Source organism: Calditrichota bacterium (genome assembly GCA_013151735.1).
Taxonomy (GTDB): domain Bacteria; phylum Zhuqueibacterota; class JdFR-76; order JdFR-76; family BMS3Abin05; genus BMS3Abin05.
In genome coordinates, this window is sequence record JAADHR010000073.1 from 17,754 (window position 1) to 38,642 (window position 20,889).

The following is a 20,889-nucleotide window of genomic DNA, read 5'->3' on the forward strand; positions in this document are numbered from 1 at the left end:
TAGCGAATGTTCGGGTCAAATGGGTCAGGCAGGTATTGAAATCGGGAAAACACGACATAATGGCGGGATGGAGGTTTTGATGGCAGTCAGTTTTATTGCGAAAAAGGCACAAGAATCCTATCGGGAAGAAATGGATATCCAGAAGCTCTGGTTGAAGTATGTACGGACCAGAGACGGTCAGATGAAAGAGCAGCTTCTGGTTCACTACTTGCCGGTGGTCAAATTTGTGGTGGGGCGAATGATGGTTTCGCTTCCGAACTCCGTCAATTTTGATGATCTGGAAAGCGCAGGCATTATGGGCCTGATTTCTGCCATCGATCGGTACAATCCCCAACTGGGCGTAAAATTTGAGACCTTTGTTGTTCCCCGTATTCGGGGCGCTATTTTGGACGAATTACGCTCGTTGGACTGGGTTCCCCGTTCCGTGCGCAGCAAGGCCCGGCAGTTGGAAAAGGCTATTGAGGAGGTAGAAGCCAAAACCGGGAAGGCCGCCGATCCGATTGCGGTTGCTCAGCAGTTGAACATCAGTCTGGAAGAATATGATGCCATGATCGGAAAAGTGGCGGCGGGTAATTCACTGCTCTCTCTGGATCGGGAATTTTCCGATGGAGATGATAAAAACGGTTCGATGTATGACCTGGTAAAAAATGCCAAATCGGAGAATCCGGAGGGACAGTTAATTGATGAAGAGTTAAAGCAGGTGCTTATTGACGAAATCAACAATCTGCCGGAAAATGAACGCATGGTGATTTCTCTTTACTACTATGAAGAGTTAACGCTCAAAGAAATTGGAGTGATTCTCAATATTTCCGAATCGCGTGTGTCACAAATCCACACAAAGGCGATTAACCGCCTTAAGCATCGGTTAAAGACACACGTCTAACGTTACACGCACGTGACAAAGGAGGACGTATGGTACGTCCAATCGATGTTCAGGATAACCTGTCAAAAATCAGTTATATCGAAAAAATACAGCAGGCCCAGCAGGCCTCGGAGCAGACAGGACACGAACAATTCGTAAAGAATCTGAACCGTTTAGCGGAACAAAAGGCGAAAAAGACTCAGGATTCCAAAGAGACGGAAAAATCCAGGTACCGTGAGAAGCGCGAAAAACGGCGGAAAAAGAAATCATCCACCCAATTTTCGGGCACCCAAAAACCCATTGAAATGGAAACCGAAGACGACCAGCAGCATTTGATTCTTCATCATCACATTGATATTATTATTTGAACGGAAAGGAACAGGCGAGTGAAATCGGGTTTGACGCCTCGAAAAGTGAAAGCGTTGGTCAATCATATTTACGATTTACCAACCCTGCCGACCACCATTGCCAAATTGTTGGAGTTAATCGACAATCCCCGTTCCACCGCCTATCAGGTGGGACAAATGATTTCTGAAGATCAGGTCCTGACGGCTCATGTGCTTAAGTTGGCCAATTCGGCCTATTACGGGTTTTCAAGGCGGATTAAAACCATTCCGCTGGCCATTGTGGTGCTGGGCTATGAAACACTCAAGAATGTTCTGTTAACCGTGTCGATTATCGACCGCTTTTCCCGGCAACCCAATGGCCTTCGATTTGATTTCTCCTTATTCTGGGATCATACCCTGGCAACAGCCGTTGCCAGTAAGGTATTGGCCAGAGATGTGGGCTACCAATTAACCGGAGAGGCCTTTGTGGCAGGCCTGCTTCACGACCTGGGAAAACTTATTCTGAGCCAGTATCTGCCGGAAGAATTTTCGAAAATTTACCGGTTGAGTTTTCAGAATCGGGAGCCGATGTATAATATGGAGAAAAGGATGCTGAAAGGGGTTACTCACGCCGAGGTGGGGGCGTGGCTGGCTGAACACTGGCATTTGCCGGGGTCTTTGGTGCAGGCCATCCGGTACCATCACGAACCGGCAAAAGCGCCTGTGGAGTCTTCTTTGGCCGCTCTTGTTCACATCGGGGATTATTTTGCGCGCAAGTATAAAATTGGATTTTCCGGGGATGTGTCTTTCCCGGTTCTTTCGAAAGACATCTGGAAGAAAATGTCATTGAATTCCAGCGGAGCCTTGGATTTGACCGATTTGAGCGCGTACGAAAAATATTTTTCTCAAAAGTTGGAGGGAGAATCAAGGCTTTTTGAGGCCTTGCGTGTGGAAAACTGGGGTGTGGTACGGCATTCGGAAACGCAGACGATGGCCGTTGAGATGATCTGAGGATTGACGGGATAATTTCAATTCAGGGAAAAATACGATGAATGCTTTTGGAACCTCCGAAGCAATTTTAAACAATTTAAATTTTGACAGAAAAAACGATCCTTTTTTATCGCCCAAGGCGGGAAATCTTTTCACATCAAAGTTTTATAAAGAATTTCATTCCCTTACCAGTGAAAAGGACTTTTTTCAGTTTTCTCAAAAGTATTTAAAAAGACTACTGGGTTCAACGACGATCAGTTTTTACATCTGGAATGAGAAAACTCAGCAGTTTGAACCCGAGATTTTTGATGACTCGCTTGGATCCATCATTTCTTACCAGATTGAAGAAGGAATTGTGGAATGGCTTTTTAGTGAAGAAAACCTCATTTTTCTTCGGCCTGAAAAGGAACTAAATCTCTTCTCGAAACCGCTTTATGGAAAATTGCTGGTGCTGATCCCCTTGAAATTGTTGGGTAAGCCCATCGGCTTTTTTGAGGTTGTGACCCGTCGCTTCCGGCCGGATACCCTTCAGGAAAAACGCGTTCAGCTTCGGATGCTGGCCGCTCTTCTGTCGGGTCTGTTTGTTTCGCTTCACCTGAATCATAAAATTCAGAAGATTGAAAAAAACAGCCGGCAGATTGAATCCCAGATGTTTCAGTCAGGAAAACTTATTGCACTTGGCGAGCTGGTTGGGGGAATTGCCCACGAGATCAACAACCCCATGACAACGATTCTCGGGCGGCTTCAGATTATGAAAATAAAAAACAACATTCCAGAGGTGATGCGGGAAAAGCTGAAAATCGTGGAAAGTGAGGCCCAGCGCGTATCGGAAATCGTCAGGGATTTGCTCAATTTTGCCCGAAATAACCCGGAAAAGGACCGGCACGAAATTGTAAACATCAACCGGGTAATTGAAAAATCACTTGACCTCACGCGCCACAATCTGGAGGTGGACGGGATAGAGATCCGCTTAAAACTGGACCCCGAAATTCAGCATTTCCTGGGTAACACCCATCAGTGGCTGCAGGTTTTTGTGAACTTACTGGTCAATGCCCAGCAGGCTCTTCAAAGAAACGGAATAATAGCCATTGAAACCCGGCAAAAGAAACGGGAACTGATCATCCGGTTTAGAGACAATGGTCCGGGAATTCCGAAGGAGATTCAATCCAAAATATTCGATTCTTTTTACACTACCAAAGCCGGACGCGGCGGAACAGGGCTGGGACTGGCCATTACAAAAAAGATTGTGGAGTATCATGGCGGCAGGATTTCTGTAAGAAATGTTTCCGGATGGGGAGCCGAATTTGAAATCCGCATCCCCGTAAAGGAGGAGGAAAACTAAGATGAAATCATTCAAAAAAATGGCATGGATATTACTTCTCTCGTTGCTTTGTTTTTCGGCAAAGAGCAGTTTCGCACAGTTGACACTCATCACCAATGTTAAATATGTGTCTGGCGAAACGGAGGACATTTTGGATTTTACAACCACCTCCACCGTGCACGCCGTGAAGAAGGTATTCCCCCGGACGCAGTCTATTCTGATTCAATTGGTGCATACCGAATTTATGCCGGATTCGGAAGAGCGGTTTGTGAACATTGTGAAGCGGTGTTTTTTGCGGCCCAATGTGGCACAATTGAGCGATGGAACAATTTTCATTCTCTTTAAGGGGATTTCCGCATCCAAAATTCGGGTAGTAGAGGGCAGACACCGCCTGCGTTTCCGGATTCTGAAACGATCGCCGCAAACGGCCTATCTGGACAATTTCCGTAAGGGGGTCACTCTGGTCAAAAAGAAAAAATACCAGGCGGCATTGATCCATTTGCGACGCGCACTTCGCTACCGTCCCGGCGATGCAGCCGCCTATTTCTGGGCAGGCAAAGCGCGGTTTGCGTTGGGTGACTGGAAGGCGGCCCGATTTAATCTTGAACAGGCACGGCACGCGCCCTCTTTTGCGCGTGAAAGCGGACAATTACTGGCCTTCATTCAGGCCAAGCAGGCGAAACCATCCGGTATCAAACGACCGGCCAATATATTCCGGGACGCAAACAGCGCTTCTGCTGCCAAATCCCCTTCCCGGGTGGCAGCAAAAGAGGAGGTGTCCCGGGCGGAAAATGCTGCCGCGGCCAGCCCGGACTCTCTGAAAGCGGCGGCGGTAGTCATAAAAAGATCAACCGCCCAAAGGATTTCCACGAATCCGCCCGTCAAAACAGCCGGGGGGGTTACCCTACGGTCTGAAAATTCACTGGAAGGAAATGCCTCTTCCGGAAGCATCCAGTTGATTTTATTTCTGACGATTCTGGTTTTGTTGGTCTCTTTGCCCTTTTTGTGGCTCTGGAACAGGCGGGTTACACGCAGAAAATTGGTGCAGGCGGCGGAACCCTTCGAGAAAAATCTGGAGACCTTTCAGGTGCGCCAGCAGCATTTGCTTCGTCAATTTGAGGCCGAAAAAAATAAGGCCATGGTGGAAACGGATTCCGTGTTAAAAAATCCGGCGGTTTCCCCGCCGCCGCGACCCAAAAAAGGTCCTGTCCCTTCGGATGAACCCCTCATTCGGAACCACTATTCGGAAAATGAAATTGTCAAAAAGACGAAGCGTTTTGCTTCCAGGGGATATACGTACGATGAAATTGCCCAAAAACTGGGCATGGGAAAGGGGGAATTGCAGCTCATTATGAATCTGGCCGGTGAAACCATTGAGATGGCACAGAAAAGCGGGATGCGTTTAACCTTTGCTGAGGATCGTTAATGCTGTCACAGATCTTGGCAAAAGCGAATCTGAATCTGGATTTCATTTCCTTTTCCCGCATTCAGAATAGGTTCAGGCCGGAGCAGGTGGTGCGCGGCCGAATCATCCAACAGTTGCAGGGCCGTCTGTTTATCTTTCGGGCCAAAGGGCTGAGCCTGATTGCGGAGGCTACCGTTCCCCTGCAGGTTGGGGACAGGGTTACGGTAAAAGTGCAAAGAAATCGGAAACGGATCGAACTCAAACTTTTGGAGGTTAACGGAAAACCGGTAAAAGAAGGACAGAACATTCCGTTACCCAATGTTCATTATGCCAGGCTTCCGGTACCCAAGGAGTTTTTGGGAAGGGACGGGTTCCTGGAGATTTATGATTACAAAAAGGAAGAAAACGATTTTACAGAGGATCAGGGGCAGGCACTTAGTTTTCAATTGCTTTTGGAGATCGGGGATTCTGACTTTGTGGTACTGAAGGCTTATCGCTCAAAAAACAGCCGCAATTTTAAGATATTTTCAACCGATCCGGAATTTTCAAAGAGGATGAACAGCCATTTATCTCTTTTAGCGGATTGGCTTTCGAAACCGGAAGACGAATCGGTTTTTGTACAGGTGATGTATCGAAAATATCGGGATTTATTTCACTCCGCAACGGAACTGACTTCTGAAAAATCACTGAATGTGAGGGTGTAGTGTCTATGAAAAAAAAGCGGTTGATGTTTGTCGATGATGAACCGGAAATTCTGGAAATATTGCAGGATATTTTTGAGCGTTCCTCATTTGAAATTATGACGGCGGGTACCGGAGGAAAAGCGATCAAACTCGTCCAGGAGTCCTTCATTGATCTTATTCTTTGCGATCTGAAATTGCCGGATATTTCAGGCCTTGAAGTTTTGAAAAAGGCGAAGGAGAAACAGCCTGGTGTGAAAGCGGTGTTAACCACCGGATATTATGACCCCCTGAACAGTCAAAAAGAAGACCACACACGTTTTATTGATAAATTTATTCCGAAACCATGGGACATTATGAATTTGAAACGAGAAATTCAAAGTCTTTTGGGCACGGCTTCTGTAAACCGGTGAATTTTGGGCCACTTATTTTGGAGAAAAAAATGGAGCAGGTTCCCAAAAGTCCATTGCGTGAAAATACCATTCTAATCGTTGATGATGATAAATTCTTTCTGAATTTTATCCATTTGGTATTGAAAAAACAAGGATACCAGGTATTGACAGGGAACAATGGGAAAGAAGGGCTGGCTATTCTGGAAAAGAAAACGCCTGACCTCATTATTTCCGATGTCATGATGCCGGAAATGAATGGGATCGAGTTTTGCAAGGCGGTTAAAGCAAATCCCAAAACTAAGGACGTCTATTTTCTGGTATTGACCTCGAAATCGGAGATCTCGGAGAAAATCAGGCTGTTGGATATTGGGGCGGATGATTTCCTCAGCAAGCCGGTGAACAACGACGAACTCCTGGCCAAGGTTCGGGCCAGCATGAGAATCCGGGACTTGCAGCGCGAATTAAAGGAAAGCAACCAGCGTCTGACCCAGTTGAATACCCAGCTTCAACAAACCACGCAGTACCTGCAAAAAGCCAATCGTGAAATCAAGGAGGCGCAATCCCAGCTGCTTCAACACGAAAAGATGGCCTCAATTGGTCAGTTGGCTGCGGGAGTGGCGCACGAAATCAACAATCCTATCGGATTTATTTATTCCAATCTCTCGGTTTTGCAGGACTACATTGCAGACCTGCTTTCCTTTTTTCAAAGGTACAGGGCATTGAAAAAGGCCGTTCAAACCGGACGAATGGAAACCGTTCTGTCCGCATTCAAGGAGTTGGAGAAGGCGGAAAAAGAAATAGACCTTGATTTTATAATGGATGATTTTGAAAAGATTGTTCGGGAATCTTTGGATGGGGCCGAGCGCGTTAAGGTAATTGTTCAGGATTTGAAGGATTTTTCACACATTGATCAGGCGGAAGTAAAATATTTCAACCTGAATCAGGGGCTGGAAAGCACGCTAAATATTGTCTGGAATGAAATCAAGTACAAGGCAAAGGTTATTAAGGAATATGGGGACATTCCTGAGGTCCGCTGTTATCCCATGCAGCTCAATCAGGTTTTTATGAATTTGCTTGTGAATGCGGCCCAGGCGATTGAAAAGAACGGGCTGATCAAAATAAAGACATTTGCCAAAAAGAATCGGATTTATGTCCAAATTACCGACAATGGCTGTGGGATTCCGAAAAAAAATCTGCATCGGATTTTTGATCCCTTTTTTACGACCAAAGAAGTGGGTAAAGGCACAGGGTTGGGATTGAGCACCGCCTACAATATCATTAAAAAACACAACGGGGAAATCCGTGTCGAGAGCAAGGTAGGCAAGGGTACGCGGTTTACAATTGAATTGCCCATTGAGGCCGTGCCTGAAAAAGAAGAAGCGGAACAAATGTTAAAAAAATAGAACAGAAATGGTATGAACCATGCAAAAAAAATACAATGTTTTGTGTGTAGATGACGAGGAAAATGTCCTTCGGGCGCTTCAAAGAAGTTTTCGGAAGGAAATGTTTAATGTTTTTGTAGCCTCGTCCGGCCGTGAAGGGCTGAAAATACTGAATAATCTGGCCGTCCACTTGATTATTGCGGATTTCCGGATGCCTGAAATGAATGGTGTGGAGTTTTTTACCCAGGCCAGGAAAATACAGCCGGATGCCATTCGTATCCTGCTGAGCGGCTACGCCTCTATCGAAATGGTGACAAAGGCGGTAAACAAAGGCGGGATCTATCGTCTCTTAACCAAGCCCTGGAATGAAATTGAATTGCGGCAGGAAGTAAACCTGGCGCTTCAGCACTGGGAATTGGTGCAGAGAAACCGAAAGTTAAACAAAAAGATTGAAGAACAGCTCCTGGAATTGAAAAGCATGAATCGCCAGTTGGAAGATATCGTGGAAGAGCGTACGCGTGAAATTCTGATTAAGAATCAGGCGCTTGAGTTATCCCATCAAATATTGGACAATCTCCCCACGGCCGTTATGGGCGTGGCCACGGAAAAATATATTGTCTATTTAAATAAAGAAGCTGAAGAAATCCTTCAGACGCAGGAAATCAAGCCTATTGGCAAAAAAGTGGACGATGTTTTCCCGAGAGAGATTTCACAGACAATCGGTGAAAGCATCGACAAAAATCAAAAGTCGGAATTGAGTCGTTACGACTATCTGGGTAAGACGTTTCACATAAAAGCCGGTCCGGTTCAGGATGAATTTGCTACGCGTGGAGCAACGGTTGTGTTTTTCGAGATTTAATGAATATGGAGATTGCTAATGTCCTCACATAAAATTTTATTCGTTGATGATGAAGAAAATATCTTGCACACGCTCATGCGGATCTTCCGAAAGGACGATATTGACGTTCTTACGGCAACCAGCGGGATGAAAGGACTTGAATTGGTTCGGTCCAACGATATCTCCGTTGTGGTTTCTGACCAGAGAATGCCGCACATGACCGGTACGGAATTCCTCTCACGGGTTAAAAAGATTTCCCCCGAATCCATTCGTATGATCTTAACCGGCTATGCCGATATCAAGGCCACCATGGCGGCCATCAATAGTGGAGAGGTGTACCGGTATATCACAAAACCCTGGAAAGAAGATGAGTTTCGCCAAATTATTCACGAAGCCCTGCAAAAATATGACCTGTCTCAGGAAAATAAGCGTCTCAGAAACCTGATCGTTAAACAGAATAACATGCTCAAAAAATTAACGGAGGACCTGGAAGAAGAAGTTCTGAAAAAGAATCAGGAATTGATTTCAAAAAATAAGACACTGGAAAAACTTAATAAAGACCTGGAAGACAGTATTTTTGAAACCATTAAGACCTTTTCCAGCCTGTTGGAAATGCGTGATTTTTATGTGGGAAGTCACTCAAAACGTGTGGCAACGGCATCCAGATTTATCGCACGGCGCCTGGGCCTGTCCGATTCTGAAGTGAATCAGATTGAAATGGCGGCCATATTGCATGACATTGGAAAAATCAGTGTGCCGGATCCGGTTTTGCAAAAAAGTCCCTCTCAAATGTCAAAGAATGAATTCTTGATCTACCGGAATCACCCCATTGTCGGCCAAACGACTTTGATGACGATCAAGAAACTTGAAGGATTGGGACAAATTGTCCGAAGCCATCACGAACTGCTGAACGGGACGGGATTCCCGGATCAGCTGAAGGGAGAAAACATTCCCTTTGGGGCACGAATTATTAGTGTTCCCAACGCTTATGACAATCTGATTTACAGGAGGGGAACCTATCGAAAAAGCCTTGAAGAAGATGCCATCACCTACCTCAAAGGGAACCGGAATGTTTTATTCCAGGGGAAATTTGTGGACTACTTTCTGGAGTATTTGAAATATCAGGATGAAGAAGATAGAAATACCAGCGAAATGAAGGTGGATGTTTCCGATTTGCGTGAGGGAATGGTCTTGACGCGGGATGTGTACACGGCCAAGGGGGTGCTTCTGGCACCAAAAGGCGAGCGGTTGAAACAATCCTACATCAATCGGATTATTCAATACAATCGGATAGATCCGATTATTGAGGGAATTTATGTCCACAATTGATACCGATCGTGAAAAACATTTGCCCGTCACAGGTGCGGCTGCACTAACATACGATCCCGAAAGAGATGAAGCTCCCCGCATAATTGCCCGGGGGAGAGGGGTACTGGCTGAAAAAATTATCGACGAGGCAAGGAAAAACGGAATTCCCCTGATTGAAGACCGAATGTTATTTGAAATCCTGTACCAATTGGAGATAGGCTCTGAAATACCGGCCACTATTTATGAACCTGTGGCAAAAATATTAACGTTTATTTACACGATGTATCAAAAACAGAATAAAAAGAGCGGAGAGTTTTGATGAAATATGGCGGTGGGGATAAGAAATGCGTCCAATCCATCAAAATTGAGTTTGACGGAAGTCCGGAATTATTGAGAGTTGTGCGGGCCTGCATTTCCGAATTTGGCTTAAATAGGGGATTTAATTCACAGGAAATTTACGACATGAATTTATCGGTTAATGAGGTTTGTGCCAATATTATGGAGCATGTGTACGGCTGGGACGCGGAATCAAAAATTACAATACGCATTAAAGCCGACGCCGAGGGCATCACCATTTGGGTGAGAGACTACGGTGAATCAAAGGACCCGACGCAATTTAAATCCAGGAATTTGAATGAGATGGAGGGAAGCGGACTCGGTATATTCTTGGTCAACGAACTCATGGATGAGGTTCAATACAACAATGAAATAAACGAGGGAAATGAGATTATCATGAAAAAATACCATGGTCGAGGAATGGAGGAAATGAATGAAATATAACATTCAAAGGCAGGGAGATGTTGTTGTGTTAGTTCCTGAGGGAGAATTGGATGTCTCAAATGTACCGGAATTACAAAACGCGTTTGAAAAAATCTTGGGAGAGGGGTACACAAAGGTTGTCATTGATTTAAGCAAGGTGACGTACATGGATAGTTCGGCGCTTGGGGTTTTGGTGAATGGTTTGAAAGAGCTTCGCAAAAAAAACGGCATGCTAAAAATTGCCAATCTCAATGGAAATGTGGAACGCATTTTCCAGTTAACACGGCTTATTAAGTTTTTTGAAACCTATCCAACGACCGAAGAAGCAGCGCTGTCATTGGGTTAGTCGGTTTTGAATGTAATCGGAAGAGGAAAGCAAATGGAACTCGTATTAAAAGATTGGTCGTATGATTGGAATGAGAATACCCTGCTCCAATCGGATGATTGGACAGAGTCGTTTTTTGAAGAAATGGTTCATGGGGTTCGGAATGAGGTGGGATTTCAGTGGATTTCTCTCTATTGGGTTCGGGACAGAGATGGCTCATTGATGGAAGTTGGTATTACCGAACACGGATTTAACATGATTAACGATATCCAGTTTGAAAATGGTAATGGGTTGGCGGGTTGGGTTGCAAAATATCAACGTCCCATTGTCTTGCGTCACGTACATCGCGGCCAGCGCTTTCGAAGCAATCCCATTAAATCGTTTATGTGCGTTCCCATCATTTGGGAAGGAAAAACGAAGGGTGTGGTAAATCTGGGACACATCAGACCCAACCACTATTCAGACAGAAGTCTTAAAAAACTGCTTGCCTATTTTGAACTATTTTTTACGAAGAGGATTTTGGAGTAATGCTGGGCAATAGGAAAATTCTGCTTATTGATGATAATCCTGAAATCCACATGATGATGCGCATTATTTTGCGCCAGAATGGATATCAGCTTTTTTCGGCCTATAATGGCGAAGAGGGATTGACGAAAATCACAGAGGTGAATCCTGATGTTATTATTCTGGATTATATGATGCCCAAAATAAGCGGGGAACAGGTATTTGAAACCTTCATTACCGATGAAAAATATGCAAACTATCAGCACATTCCTGTTCTCATGCTGACGGCCCGGACAGAGAATCGCCTGCGCCGTCAGGAATTTTTGGAAAAGGGGCTTTACGGTTACCTGACCAAACCCTTTGGCATGCGGGAACTGGTTGAAATTATTGATTCTACTTTGCAAAAGGCCAGGGATTTCAGGCAGCAGCGGAATCTGTTCAAGGTCACCAAAGAGGCAAAAGATTTTCTTGAAGATTTGGTGGAATCCATTCCGGATGCTATTTTTATTGTCAACCAGGAGTTCAAAATCACCTATTTTAAACGGTGTTTCTCCGGCATTTTGGGCCTTTCTGAGAAGGATGTTTTGGGAAAGGACTTCAGACAACTTGTCCACAACGATTCTCTTCGGTCAGTGAGTGACCTGTTGGAAGGAAAGAAAGAAAAGAATCAGATGGTTGAAGTGGTGCTGAAAACGGCAACCGGAGAGGGTGTACCGTTCTACATTACAATTACCCAAATGAAAAATGAAAACCAAAAGAAAATTGGAAGCCTGATTGTGGCTACCGATATTTCGGATTTAAAAAAATTGCAGGAGAAAATTATTCAGCAAGAAAAAGCGGCCATGTTTATGGAAACAGCGGTTGCAGTCAATCACGAAATAAACAATCCTCTGGCGCCCATTCTCGGAAATGCGCAGCTCCTTCTCAAAGACAAAGACAAACTGGATGCAGTTTCTGTTAAGCGGCTTAAAGCCATTGAACGAAATGCCCACCGCATTTTTGAAATTACCCAAAAACTGCGGAAAATCAAGGATCCTGTCAGCACAGAATATTTGGGAGAAACCAAAATGCTCGATCTCAAGGAATCTCTGAAATAGGAAAAAAGCGCCCCATAATGGGCCCCAAACGGAAAATCTTGCCTACGAATTTCCTTTCTGGATAATTTCATAAATCACAACTTCAATATTAACAAGAAATAATAATTCCATCCTCATAATAATATTTTGGCACGCCTGTTGCTCTAATCCGATACGGACGGTGACAATCACCTCAATAGAATAAGGATAACGTTTTATGATCAGAGGACTTTACATTTCAGCAGCCGGTATGCTGCCACAAGACATGGAGCAGGAGGTTGCCGCAAATAATTTGGCCAATATCAATACAACCGGTTATAAAAAGGATGCGGTTCACTTTAAGCGTCTTTTGGATGAACGGCTTTCCCTCGATTCACTTCACGGCGGGGAAAGCGATGTGTCCAATTCCGAAGAAACCCTGATTAATTTTTCCCAGGGTGAGCTTCAGCCCACCGATGTCAAAACAGACCTGGCCATTGATGGCGACGGCTTTTTTTCCATTGAAACACCTGACGGCGTGCGTTTTACCCGTGATGGAAACTTTACATTGAATGAAGAAAATCAATTGGTAACGAAAAGCGGAAACCCCGTCCTGGGGGAATCCGGCCCCATTCAGCTCTTTGATGGAGATTTTGAAGTCAAACAAAACGGGGATATTTTTCAGAACGGGAATTTGGTTGATCGATTGAGCATCGTAACGTTTCCCAGGCCGCTGCCGCTTAAAAAGGCGGGAGAAGGTCTGTTTGAACTGACCGTGCCCAGTATTCATCCACAGGAATCGGAGCACTTTACCGTACAGCAGGGGTTTTTGGAAGGATCCAATGTAAATGCCATCTCGGAGATGGTGAAGATGATTACGATCGACAAAAGTTTCCAGGCCGGACAGAAGGCCATTCAGGCCCAGAACGAAACGCTTGGAAAGCTCATTAACCAGACGGCTCGATATTAATTTGTGCGTTATAATTCATTTTCCACTTTCAAAAAAAGCGGAAAATGAAGGTACCCCATAAAATGTTAAAATCGTTACACAAAATCCGTCAACGGCGGAATAGGAGGTTTCTCACATGATTCGTTCACTTCGAACAGCGGCTACGGGAATGTATGCCCAGGAAATGGTTGTTGATGTGATTTCGAACAACCTGGCCAATTTGAATACAACAGGTTTCAAGAAAAGCAAGGTTGAATTTCAGGACTTGCTGTATCAAACCATTCAAAATCCGGGCGCCTCAACCAATGGGAGCGCGGCTCCCACATCGGAAATACAAATCGGGCACGGAACAAAACCCGTGTCTGTACTCAAAATATTCTCTCAGGGCGATGTGAGTCCCACGGATAATCCCCTGGATTTGGCCATTGACGGCGAGGGTTTTTTCAAGGTTCAGATGCCCGACGGACGCATCACGTACACACGGGATGGCACATTCAAGATATCGGCCGACGGACGGCTGGTGACGTCCGATGGATACGTACTCGATCCCGAAATATCCCTTCCTGAAAATACAACCGGCGTCAACATCAGTTCCGAGGGGGTGATTAGTGCTCAGGTTGTTGGTGAAACGGAGCCCGAAGTGCTGGGTCAAATTGAATTGGCCAAATTTGTAAATCCTGCCGGTCTGAAAAATATTGGGCGTAACCTGTTTGAAGAAACCGGCGCCTCCGGCGCGCCCCAATACGGCACTCCCGATTCAGATGGCTTTGGACGCGTTCTTCAGGGATATATTGAAACCTCCAACGTCGACGTCGTTCAGGAAATGGTCAATATGATCGTTGCGCAGCGGGCCTACGAAATCAATTCAAAAGCCATTAAAACATCAGAAGAAATGCTGACCATGGCGAACAATTTAAAACGATAATTGAAAAAGGGTGACGGAATGAAAAGGAGAACCATTTTTGCGGCGGCATTAATCGGATTGATTTTATTGGGTACGACCCATATCCGGGCACAGGAAAACGGGGATTACGCCGATGTTATCTTGTCAAAAAGTGGTAATTTGGTAACCCTCAGTCCCAAAATTATTCACGATCGAATTGAGATGTACATCCTGGAAAATTACAAGGAGAATCATGACGATATTGTCATTGAATGCCAGAACTTTCCCACGGACATCATGGTTCGCAGCAACGACTGGGATGTGAAGATCGATCCAAAATACGGGGCGATTAAAAACGGAAGCAATCTTCTGGATGTGACGGTCTATTCCCTGGGCGGCGTGTACAAAGAATTCAGCACAATTGCCCGTGTGAAAACCTTTGATCAGGTTGTTGTGGCCAAACGCATGCTGGACCGGCATCAGAAGATTACCGAAGACGATATTCAGATTCAGCGTGTAGAAACCACCCAATTTAGACGGCACTTTTTTCGAAGAGATGAGGCCATTGTGGGGCATCGGACGCGTCAGATTATCCAGAAGGGAAAGGTGATTTTTGCCAATATGGTGGAATTACCCCCGGTGGTCAAGCGGGGTGATGTCGTGAAGATCAAGATTATTCTGAAGAACGTTGAGGTTACGGCGCTTGGACAGGCGTTAGAAGATGGCCGTTTAGGACAGACCATTCACGTGAAAAATATCTCGTCCGGAAAACGCCTTCAGGCCAAGGTTATTAATGAAAAAACAGTGAAGGTCTTGCTTTGAAAAGGAGAACACGTTTCATGAACAGAATGACGGTGATCCTCGCTTTTTTCAGTCTGTTTGGTCTGGGATTTTCACAAGCGTACAGTCAACCGCAATCCCTTTTTGCCGATTACAAGGCCCACAGTGTGGGCGACATTGTAACGATCTACATTGTTGAGTTTTCCACAGCCAGCAATACCGCTTCTTCCAAAACAGACAATTCCAATAAATCGGGTCTGACTTCCGGCGGAGGAACGGGGGCTCTCAAATTCCTGCCCCTTTTTGGCGCCGATCTGTCCTATGGAAACACATTTAGCGGAAAAGGGGAAACCAGCCAAAGGGGACAGCTTAAGGCCAAAATGAGTGCAAAAATTGTCAGCCAGTCACCGAACGGCTCCCTTAAAATCGAAGGGAAGAAAGTCGTTGAAATCAATGGCGATAAACAGATTACGGTTTTGACCGGGTGGATCCGTCCGGAAGATATTTCGACGGATAATGTGGTATATTCCTACAATATTGCGGATGCACAAATTTCCTACCAGGGGAAGGGCGTGGTGAACGCCGCTCAAAAACCCGGGTGGATAACCAAACTAATCAATTGGGTGTTTTAATGATGCAGCGTCTTTTGGCACTTGTTCTGATTCTTTTATCCCTGCCGTCGCTTGCGGCGGTGCGCCTGAAGGATATGGCCCAGATTGAAAATATCTCCAAAAAGCAGGTTATTGGATACGGGCTGGTGGTGGGACTGGATGGAAGCGGCGATTCCAGGCGCTCGTTAATGGCCAATCAATCACTTAAGAACATGGTGAAACACTTTGGGTTAACGCTTCCGAATACGGTCCCCATGCGGGTCAAAAATGTGGCGGCCGTGATGGTTACGGCCGAAATATCTCCGTTTCTGAAAAAGGGAAACTCCTTCGATGTGCAGGTGTCGTCGATGGGGGACGCCAAAAGCCTGGAAGGGGGCATTCTTTTATTAACCCCCCTTATCGGGAACGACCAGCAGGTCTACGGGCATGCACAGGGAGCGATTTCAATTGGCGGGTTCAATATCGAGACCAATGGAGGGGAAAAAATCCGGCAAAATTATGCTCTGGTGGGGCGGATTCCGGGAGGCGGAATTCTTCAAAAGGATCTGGGTACCCAATTTTCACCCGATTCGGTGCTTTACCTGTCTTTACGGGAGCCCGATTTCACAACCGCTTTTCGCGCCGCTCAGGCAATCAATCAGGCTTTCAGAAGTCAAATTGCTCAGGCAACTGATGCGGGTCACATTAAAATCAGAATTCCCCCGCAAATGAAGACAGAGGGGGGGCGTGTTCAATTCATGGCCAGATTGGAAGAAGTGGAAGTGACGCCGGATGAATTTGCGCGGGTAGTCGTCAACGAACGGACGGGGACAATTGTGGTAGGGGCCAATGTAACCATCTCGCAGGTGGCGATTTCTCACGGGAATCTGAGTGTGGAGGTGTCTGCCCAGCCGGTTATTTCACAGCCAGCCCCCTTTTCGAGGGGACAAACCGTTGTGGTTCCGCAAACCCAGACGCAGGTTAATGTGCAGGATTCCAAATTAACGGTCGTAAACCAAACGGCCAGTATTCAGGATCTGGCCAAGGCGCTGAATGCCCTGGGGGTGACTCCCCGCGATATGATTGCCATCTTTCAGGCACTGAAAGAAGCGGGCGCTCTTAAGGCCGAACTGGTCATTATGTGAAGTGCAGGTTTATCTTGTTAAACAATGGATTCAATGCATGAAAACGATCGATCCAATTAAATTACACAGCCTGTCACAATCGATTAAAACCGACCCGCAAAAGAAACAGGCCGAGCTGAAAAAAGCTGCCAAGGAATTTGAATCCTTGTTCTTGAATTACATGCTTAAAACCATGAGAGAGACCGTGCCAAAGGGAGGCTTATTCAAAGAGGGAGTTGCCAACGATATCTACACCTCGATGTTTGATTCTTACCTTTCCGAAAAGGCTTCCGCTCACCAGAGCATGGGATTGGCAAACATGATTTACAAACAATTATCCGGGAGGCTGCACATGAATCCGGAAGAAATCAAAACGGACAAGACCATGAAATCCATCCAAACAAAAGGACACCAGGTACGGGACTTCAAAAAGCTGTCGGTACCGGAACGTTTTCGGAAGCTGGATCCCATCATTCAAAAAGCGGGCAAAACATTTGGCGTGGACCCCGATCTCATTCGTTCCGTCATTTACCACGAGTCGGGCCTAAACCCGGAAGCCGTTTCTCCAAGCGGGGCAAAGGGGCTTATGCAATTAATGGACACCACCGCCAGTGAGATGGGTGTGAAAAATATCTGGGACCCGGTCGAAAATATTTTTGGAGGGACGCGCTATCTGAAGTCACTGCTTAACCGTTTCGGAGGCGACGAGGTTCTGGCGCTGGCGTCCTACAATGCCGGCCCGGGTAACGTGGAAAAATATCGCGGCGTTCCGCCATTTGCCGAAACCAAACAATACGTAAAACGCGTGATGCAAGGCTATTTGGCATTTAAACTGAACCGTTAATGAATTTAACAGGTGCCTTATGAAAACGAAAACAACGCCGATCCGTTCCGGCGACCGGGACACACTTTTTTACCGGGAATTGCTGCACATTCTGCGGAAAGAAAATGCTCTCCTGAAAGAATTGTTAAACAACTACGAGATTCAAAGAGAAGCCCTAATTAAGAATGATCTGCAGGTATTTATAAAAAATCTTGAAGAACAACAGATTTTGGTCTGGGAAGCCGACTCGACCGAGAAAAAACGTAAGGACCTGTTAATCCGACATTTCCCGGAACGCGAGGCAGATGAGATGGTTTTAACCGAACTGCTTCATGACGCGCCTGGAGAGTTGCAGGAAGACCTGCAGCAACAACGAGAATCTATTCGCCTGCTCATTTCAAAAGTGAATCTTTACCGGGAAACCAATCGGCGCCTCATTCAAAAATCCCTCGAAATGCTCAATTACCGCATTCGGTTACTCACCCAGTGGAGTGAAAGATTTTATACGCAGGATGGAAATCACGAGAATTCACTGCCAAAATTAGTCAATAAAAAGGCCTGATTATGGGAATATTTGGAGTTTTATCTCTTGGAAAACAAGGCATCTTTGCCAGTCAATTCGGGCTCAACACAACCAGCAACAATATTACAAATGCAAACACACCCGGGTATGCGCGGGAACGAGCCAGTTTTGTGCCGTCCTATCCCCAATACACCGCCTTTGGTCCTCTCGGAAATGGTGTGGACGTGGCCACGGTACAGCGCCTCCGTGACCGTGCACTGGATTTTCAATATTGGAACCAACATTCCTTTCTGGGAAATGCGGAATCCAAAGAGAAATATCTCGACCAGATTCAATATATTTTTAATGATTTAAATGGGAATGGTTTTTCAAATGCCCTGGATGACTTCTGGAACAGCTGGATGGATTTGTCCAATCACCCGGCAGACATGGCCTCTCGTTCGTTGGTTATTGAAAAGTCGAAGGCACTGGTCAGCAAATTTCACGAAAAGGCCAGCCGATTACAATCGCTGTCGGCGTCAATGGTAAACGACATCCAGCTCACGGTTAATCGGATCAATACCCTGTCGAAGCAGATTGCCGATATAAACAACAAGATTGTACAAACAGCAGGGGCAAAATTTGATAATATTACGCTTATGGACAAGCGGGATCAATTAATTGACGAGCTTTCAAGCCTGATTAACGTAAGCGCTACAGACGGGAAAAACGGTGTAACCAACGTCAATGTGGGTTCCGTTTCTCTTGTAGACGGGGTCACAGCCAACCTGTTGGAGTTAGACCAATCAAAAGCGCAGGCCGCTCTGAAATTTAAGAACGGAAGTGATATTGAAGACGTGGGCGGAAAAATCGGGGGATTATTGGAGATTAATAATCACGTCATTTCAAAATTAAAAACTCAGCTTAATGATTTTGCTAAGAATTTTGTGTCGTCTGTAAATACACTTCACAAGAAATACTACGGATTGGACGGATACAATGGACGGAACTTTTTTGATCCTGCGGGAATCTCTGCAGATACCATTGCGCTGAACAAAGAACTTATAAAAGACCCTAAACAAATCGCGGTTTCGTCCGATGGTTCAATAGGGGATAATTCGGGGGCTCTGGCCCTGGCCCATCTAAAGGATCAGGCGGTTATGAATTCCGGCGAATCAACGTTTTCGGAGTTTTACGGTCAGTTAATCAGCGAGGTGGGTGAAATGGCTGATCAAAACGCCCTTTCTATTTCGGAGAATCGGGCGATTGTTCAGTCTCTTGACAATCAGCGCCAGTCGGTAATGGGTGTTTCAATAGAGGAAGAAATGGTGAACATGATTAAATACCAGCATTCACTTCAAGCCGCAAGCAAGGTCATTTCCACAACCGACGAAATGATTCAATCGATTTTGAATATGGTGAGGTAGCCCGATGCGCGTGACCAATCAGATGATGTCCAGTAATTTTATCATGAATGTGAACAGCCATCTGGAAAAACTGAATCGGCTGCAGGAGGAAATTTCATCCGGGAAACGGGTGAATAAACCATCGGATGATCCCTCGAGCGCGTCCAGGATAATGGAACTCGAACACCGGCTGAAAATGAACGGCCAATATCAAAAGAACATTCAGAACGGAATCACCCGCCTGAATGATACGGAGAGCAATCTGAATACGCTTCAAAATATCATAACGCGGGCGAGGAATTTGGCTATTCAGGGATCAAATTCCACACTTTCAAGGGATGATATGGACGGGCTGGCTATTGAAGTAAATCACATTCTGGAGGAGACGGTTTCTTTATCAAACAAGAAATCGTTTGATGACTATCTATTTGCCGGTACCTACGGGAAGGAACCGTTTAAAGTCACAAGAGATGGGGACGGAGAAATTGTGGGGGTTCAGCCGGCCGGGGACGTCTCCGGAAAGGTCAACAGGCAGGTCAATGCCAGCGAAACGATTCAAATTAACATTGAGAATAAGGGCCTCTTTACGGGTGATCAGACCGTGTTTGAGGACCTGATCGATCTTCGGGACGCCCTGCGTGAGGGTGACAAGGACAAAGTTTCAGATGTATTGGGACAGCTGAATACCCGATTGGATACGATTACCGAAAGAATGAGTGAAGTGGGTGTCAAAATAAATGCTCTGGATGACCGGAATAATTTAATTGAGACGGAAAATCTTTCTCTCAGCCAATTTTTGGGAGACCTTCAGGATACCGATATTGCGCAAGCGATCGTCAATTACCAACAGGAACAATTGGCCTATCAAGCGGCTCTTCAGGCGGGCGGACAAATGTTGCAGCAGGCGGCCTTAAACTTTTTTAAATAGGAGAGTACGGACGTGTTAGGTGTGAAAAGAAAAACCAACCATTATTTTTTGGACACGGCCCGATGGGGCGTTCTCGAAATTAACCCGGACGAAGTGATCCGGTTTCCAAGAGGAATCCCGGGTTTTGAGTCGTGCAAACAATTTGCAATTTTCGATATGGATGATATCAAGCCCTTTCAGTGGCTTATTTGTCTGGACAATCCGGATATTGGATTCGTCATTATAAATCCCCTGCTGTTTTGTCCGGATTACAAACCGAAGCCGTACGATAGTGATCTGACGGACATCGCATTTACGAAATCGGATCAACTGGTCTTCTACACGATTGTTACGATTGAAGATGATCCCAAAATGTCGACAGCAAATCTGCAGGGACCGCTTGTAATTAATCTGACCAAGAAAATCGGCAAGCAAATTGTCGTCGTTGATGAAAGATATTCCGTAAAATACAGAATTCTTTCAGACTAATTTGAAATTGGAAAATCAAGGAAGATGCCATGCTCGTGTTGACAAGGAAGTCAGGCGAAAGTTTAATGATTGGTGAAACCATCGTCATTACGGTTATTGAGGTCCGCGGGGGACAGGTAAAAATTGGAGTGGAGGCCCCCAGGGAAATTGCAGTTTACCGGAAAGAATTATTGGAAAAGATTCGCAAGGAGAATGTGGAAGCCGGAAAAATTCAGAAAAAGGACAAAAAAATCACCTCTCTTGCAGAGATTATTTTGAAAAATAAAATAGGCAAATAGGCCTATTTTTT

General features: G+C 45.5%; 26 protein-coding genes. All 26 read left to right on the top strand.

The features are described 5' to 3' along the window. The first annotated feature begins 19 nt into the window (after positions 1 to 19). The 26 genes from GXO76_05070 to csrA all read left to right on the top strand — a co-directional run bounded on the left by GXO76_05070 (position 20) and on the right by csrA (position 20,878). The gene (locus GXO76_05070) at positions 20 to 883 is read left to right on the top strand and encodes a FliA/WhiG family RNA polymerase sigma factor (GenBank protein NOY77223.1); all 864 of its coding nucleotides are present in this window, start codon (positions 20 to 22) and stop codon (positions 881 to 883) included. 29 nt (positions 884 to 912) lie between these two features. Continuing rightward, the gene (locus GXO76_05075; GenBank protein ID NOY77224.1) at positions 913 to 1,230 is read left to right on the top strand and encodes a hypothetical protein; all 318 of its coding nucleotides are present in this window, start codon (positions 913 to 915) and stop codon (positions 1,228 to 1,230) included. Positions 1,231 to 1,248: 18 nt separating this feature from the next. After that, complete coding sequence (locus GXO76_05080) at positions 1,249 to 2,199, top strand: HDOD domain-containing protein (protein ID NOY77225.1); 951 nt, start codon at positions 1,249 to 1,251, stop codon at positions 2,197 to 2,199. Positions 2,200 to 2,236: 37 nt separating this feature from the next. Beyond that, positions 2,237 to 3,520, top strand: a complete 1,284-nt coding sequence (locus tag GXO76_05085) for a GHKL domain-containing protein (protein ID NOY77226.1) — start codon at positions 2,237 to 2,239, stop codon at positions 3,518 to 3,520. A 19-nt stretch (positions 3,521 to 3,539) separates the two neighbouring features. Beyond that, a complete protein-coding gene (locus GXO76_05090) occupies positions 3,540 to 4,925 on the top strand; it encodes a hypothetical protein (protein ID NOY77227.1) in 1,386 nt (461 codons plus the stop codon). After that, positions 4,925 to 5,608 carry a hypothetical protein gene (locus GXO76_05095; protein NOY77228.1) on the top strand — a complete coding sequence of 228 codons (684 nt, stop codon included), beginning with the start codon at positions 4,925 to 4,927 and terminating at the stop codon, positions 5,606 to 5,608. The genes GXO76_05090 and GXO76_05095 overlap by 1 nt, the downstream gene beginning before the upstream one ends. A gap of 5 nt (positions 5,609 to 5,613) precedes the next feature. After that, a complete protein-coding gene (locus tag GXO76_05100; GenBank protein NOY77229.1) occupies positions 5,614 to 5,997 on the top strand; it encodes a response regulator in 384 nt (127 codons plus the stop codon). A gap of 29 nt (positions 5,998 to 6,026) precedes the next feature. Beyond that, positions 6,027 to 7,379, top strand: coding sequence for a response regulator (locus tag GXO76_05105; GenBank protein NOY77230.1), 1,353 nt, complete (start codon positions 6,027 to 6,029; stop codon positions 7,377 to 7,379). A gap of 19 nt (positions 7,380 to 7,398) precedes the next feature. Next, on the top strand, positions 7,399 to 8,217 hold the full coding sequence (locus GXO76_05110) for a response regulator (GenBank protein NOY77231.1): 819 nt from the start codon (positions 7,399 to 7,401) through the stop codon (positions 8,215 to 8,217). An 18-nt stretch (positions 8,218 to 8,235) separates the two neighbouring features. Beyond that, on the top strand, positions 8,236 to 9,525 hold the full coding sequence (locus GXO76_05115) for a response regulator (protein NOY77232.1): 1,290 nt from the start codon (positions 8,236 to 8,238) through the stop codon (positions 9,523 to 9,525). Next, entirely contained in the window at positions 9,521 to 9,823 is a 303-nt protein-coding gene (locus GXO76_05120) for a hypothetical protein (GenBank protein ID NOY77233.1), read from the top strand. Before GXO76_05115 ends, GXO76_05120 begins: the two co-directional genes overlap by 5 nt. After that, on the top strand, positions 9,823 to 10,284 hold the full coding sequence (locus GXO76_05125) for an ATP-binding protein (protein ID NOY77234.1): 462 nt from the start codon (positions 9,823 to 9,825) through the stop codon (positions 10,282 to 10,284). The genes GXO76_05120 and GXO76_05125 overlap by 1 nt, the downstream gene beginning before the upstream one ends. After that, entirely contained in the window at positions 10,274 to 10,609 is a 336-nt protein-coding gene (locus GXO76_05130) for an STAS domain-containing protein (protein ID NOY77235.1), read from the top strand. Before GXO76_05125 ends, GXO76_05130 begins: the two co-directional genes overlap by 11 nt. 33 nt (positions 10,610 to 10,642) lie before the next feature. Next, on the top strand, positions 10,643 to 11,116 hold the full coding sequence (locus tag GXO76_05135; protein NOY77236.1) for a GAF domain-containing protein: 474 nt from the start codon (positions 10,643 to 10,645) through the stop codon (positions 11,114 to 11,116). Beyond that, on the top strand, positions 11,116 to 12,189 hold the full coding sequence (locus GXO76_05140) for a response regulator (GenBank protein NOY77237.1): 1,074 nt from the start codon (positions 11,116 to 11,118) through the stop codon (positions 12,187 to 12,189). The genes GXO76_05135 and GXO76_05140 overlap by 1 nt, the downstream gene beginning before the upstream one ends. Before the next feature lie 196 nt (positions 12,190 to 12,385). Beyond that, on the top strand, positions 12,386 to 13,117 hold the full coding sequence (flgF, locus tag GXO76_05145) for a flagellar basal-body rod protein FlgF (GenBank protein NOY77238.1): 732 nt from the start codon (positions 12,386 to 12,388) through the stop codon (positions 13,115 to 13,117). A gap of 115 nt (positions 13,118 to 13,232) precedes the next feature. Beyond that, entirely contained in the window at positions 13,233 to 14,021 is a 789-nt protein-coding gene (gene flgG / locus GXO76_05150) for a flagellar basal-body rod protein FlgG (protein NOY77239.1), read from the top strand. Between the two features lie 18 nt (positions 14,022 to 14,039). Continuing rightward, on the top strand, positions 14,040 to 14,801 hold the full coding sequence (flgA, locus tag GXO76_05155; protein ID NOY77240.1) for a flagellar basal body P-ring formation protein FlgA: 762 nt from the start codon (positions 14,040 to 14,042) through the stop codon (positions 14,799 to 14,801). A 17-nt stretch (positions 14,802 to 14,818) separates the two neighbouring features. Next, positions 14,819 to 15,391: a flagellar basal body L-ring protein FlgH gene (locus GXO76_05160; GenBank protein ID NOY77241.1), complete on the top strand. Its 573-nt coding sequence runs from the start codon at positions 14,819 to 14,821 to the stop codon at positions 15,389 to 15,391. Beyond that, the gene (locus GXO76_05165) at positions 15,391 to 16,494 is read left to right on the top strand and encodes a flagellar basal body P-ring protein FlgI (GenBank protein NOY77242.1); all 1,104 of its coding nucleotides are present in this window, start codon (positions 15,391 to 15,393) and stop codon (positions 16,492 to 16,494) included. The genes GXO76_05160 and GXO76_05165 overlap by 1 nt, the downstream gene beginning before the upstream one ends. 238 nt (positions 16,495 to 16,732) lie before the next feature. Further along, positions 16,733 to 17,317, top strand: coding sequence for a transglycosylase SLT domain-containing protein (locus GXO76_05170; protein ID NOY77243.1), 585 nt, complete (start codon positions 16,733 to 16,735; stop codon positions 17,315 to 17,317). A 19-nt stretch (positions 17,318 to 17,336) separates the two neighbouring features. Further along, the gene (locus GXO76_05175; GenBank protein NOY77244.1) at positions 17,337 to 17,858 is read left to right on the top strand and encodes a flagellar protein FlgN; all 522 of its coding nucleotides are present in this window, start codon (positions 17,337 to 17,339) and stop codon (positions 17,856 to 17,858) included. A gap of 2 nt (positions 17,859 to 17,860) precedes the next feature. After that, the gene (gene flgK, locus GXO76_05180; protein ID NOY77245.1) at positions 17,861 to 19,225 is read left to right on the top strand and encodes a flagellar hook-associated protein FlgK; all 1,365 of its coding nucleotides are present in this window, start codon (positions 17,861 to 17,863) and stop codon (positions 19,223 to 19,225) included. Between the two features lie 4 nt (positions 19,226 to 19,229). Further along, the gene (gene flgL / locus GXO76_05185; protein ID NOY77246.1) at positions 19,230 to 20,132 is read left to right on the top strand and encodes a flagellar hook-associated protein 3; all 903 of its coding nucleotides are present in this window, start codon (positions 19,230 to 19,232) and stop codon (positions 20,130 to 20,132) included. A 21-nt stretch (positions 20,133 to 20,153) separates the two neighbouring features. After that, complete coding sequence (locus tag GXO76_05190; GenBank protein NOY77247.1) at positions 20,154 to 20,600, top strand: flagellar assembly protein FliW; 447 nt, start codon at positions 20,154 to 20,156, stop codon at positions 20,598 to 20,600. Between the two features lie 29 nt (positions 20,601 to 20,629). Then, positions 20,630 to 20,878 (top strand): carbon storage regulator CsrA, encoded by a 249-nt coding sequence (gene csrA / locus GXO76_05195; protein NOY77248.1) that lies wholly within the window; start codon positions 20,630 to 20,632, stop codon positions 20,876 to 20,878. The last annotated feature ends 11 nt before the right edge of the window (positions 20,879 to 20,889 follow it).

What these genes read in the sequence shown, in the direction of transcription:
- GXO76_05070 (NOY77223.1), top strand. Translation starts at nt 20, where the DNA reads ATGGGTCAGGCAGGTATTGAAATCGGGAAAACACGACATAATGGCGGG.
- GXO76_05075 (NOY77224.1), top strand. Translation starts at nt 913, where the DNA reads ATGGTACGTCCAATCGATGTTCAGGATAACCTGTCAAAAATCAGTTAT.
- GXO76_05085 (NOY77226.1), top strand. Translation starts at nt 2,237, where the DNA reads ATGAATGCTTTTGGAACCTCCGAAGCAATTTTAAACAATTTAAATTTT.
- GXO76_05090 (NOY77227.1), top strand. Translation starts at nt 3,540, where the DNA reads ATGGCATGGATATTACTTCTCTCGTTGCTTTGTTTTTCGGCAAAGAGC.
- GXO76_05095 (NOY77228.1), top strand. Translation starts at nt 4,925, where the DNA reads ATGCTGTCACAGATCTTGGCAAAAGCGAATCTGAATCTGGATTTCATT.
- GXO76_05100 (NOY77229.1), top strand. Translation starts at nt 5,614, where the DNA reads ATGAAAAAAAAGCGGTTGATGTTTGTCGATGATGAACCGGAAATTCTG.
- GXO76_05105 (NOY77230.1), top strand. Translation starts at nt 6,027, where the DNA reads ATGGAGCAGGTTCCCAAAAGTCCATTGCGTGAAAATACCATTCTAATC.
- GXO76_05110 (NOY77231.1), top strand. Translation starts at nt 7,399, where the DNA reads ATGCAAAAAAAATACAATGTTTTGTGTGTAGATGACGAGGAAAATGTC.
- GXO76_05115 (NOY77232.1), top strand. Translation starts at nt 8,236, where the DNA reads ATGTCCTCACATAAAATTTTATTCGTTGATGATGAAGAAAATATCTTG.
- GXO76_05125 (NOY77234.1), top strand. Translation starts at nt 9,823, where the DNA reads ATGAAATATGGCGGTGGGGATAAGAAATGCGTCCAATCCATCAAAATT.
- GXO76_05130 (NOY77235.1), top strand. Translation starts at nt 10,274, where the DNA reads ATGAAATATAACATTCAAAGGCAGGGAGATGTTGTTGTGTTAGTTCCT.
- GXO76_05135 (NOY77236.1), top strand. Translation starts at nt 10,643, where the DNA reads ATGGAACTCGTATTAAAAGATTGGTCGTATGATTGGAATGAGAATACC.
- GXO76_05140 (NOY77237.1), top strand. Translation starts at nt 11,116, where the DNA reads ATGCTGGGCAATAGGAAAATTCTGCTTATTGATGATAATCCTGAAATC.
- flgF (NOY77238.1), top strand. Translation starts at nt 12,386, where the DNA reads ATGATCAGAGGACTTTACATTTCAGCAGCCGGTATGCTGCCACAAGAC.
- flgG (NOY77239.1), top strand. Translation starts at nt 13,233, where the DNA reads ATGATTCGTTCACTTCGAACAGCGGCTACGGGAATGTATGCCCAGGAA.
- flgA (NOY77240.1), top strand. Translation starts at nt 14,040, where the DNA reads ATGAAAAGGAGAACCATTTTTGCGGCGGCATTAATCGGATTGATTTTA.
- GXO76_05160 (NOY77241.1), top strand. Translation starts at nt 14,819, where the DNA reads ATGAACAGAATGACGGTGATCCTCGCTTTTTTCAGTCTGTTTGGTCTG.
- GXO76_05165 (NOY77242.1), top strand. Translation starts at nt 15,391, where the DNA reads ATGATGCAGCGTCTTTTGGCACTTGTTCTGATTCTTTTATCCCTGCCG.
- GXO76_05170 (NOY77243.1), top strand. Translation starts at nt 16,733, where the DNA reads ATGTTTGATTCTTACCTTTCCGAAAAGGCTTCCGCTCACCAGAGCATG.
- GXO76_05175 (NOY77244.1), top strand. Translation starts at nt 17,337, where the DNA reads ATGAAAACGAAAACAACGCCGATCCGTTCCGGCGACCGGGACACACTT.
- flgK (NOY77245.1), top strand. Translation starts at nt 17,861, where the DNA reads ATGGGAATATTTGGAGTTTTATCTCTTGGAAAACAAGGCATCTTTGCC.
- flgL (NOY77246.1), top strand. Translation starts at nt 19,230, where the DNA reads ATGCGCGTGACCAATCAGATGATGTCCAGTAATTTTATCATGAATGTG.
- csrA (NOY77248.1), top strand. Translation starts at nt 20,630, where the DNA reads ATGCTCGTGTTGACAAGGAAGTCAGGCGAAAGTTTAATGATTGGTGAA.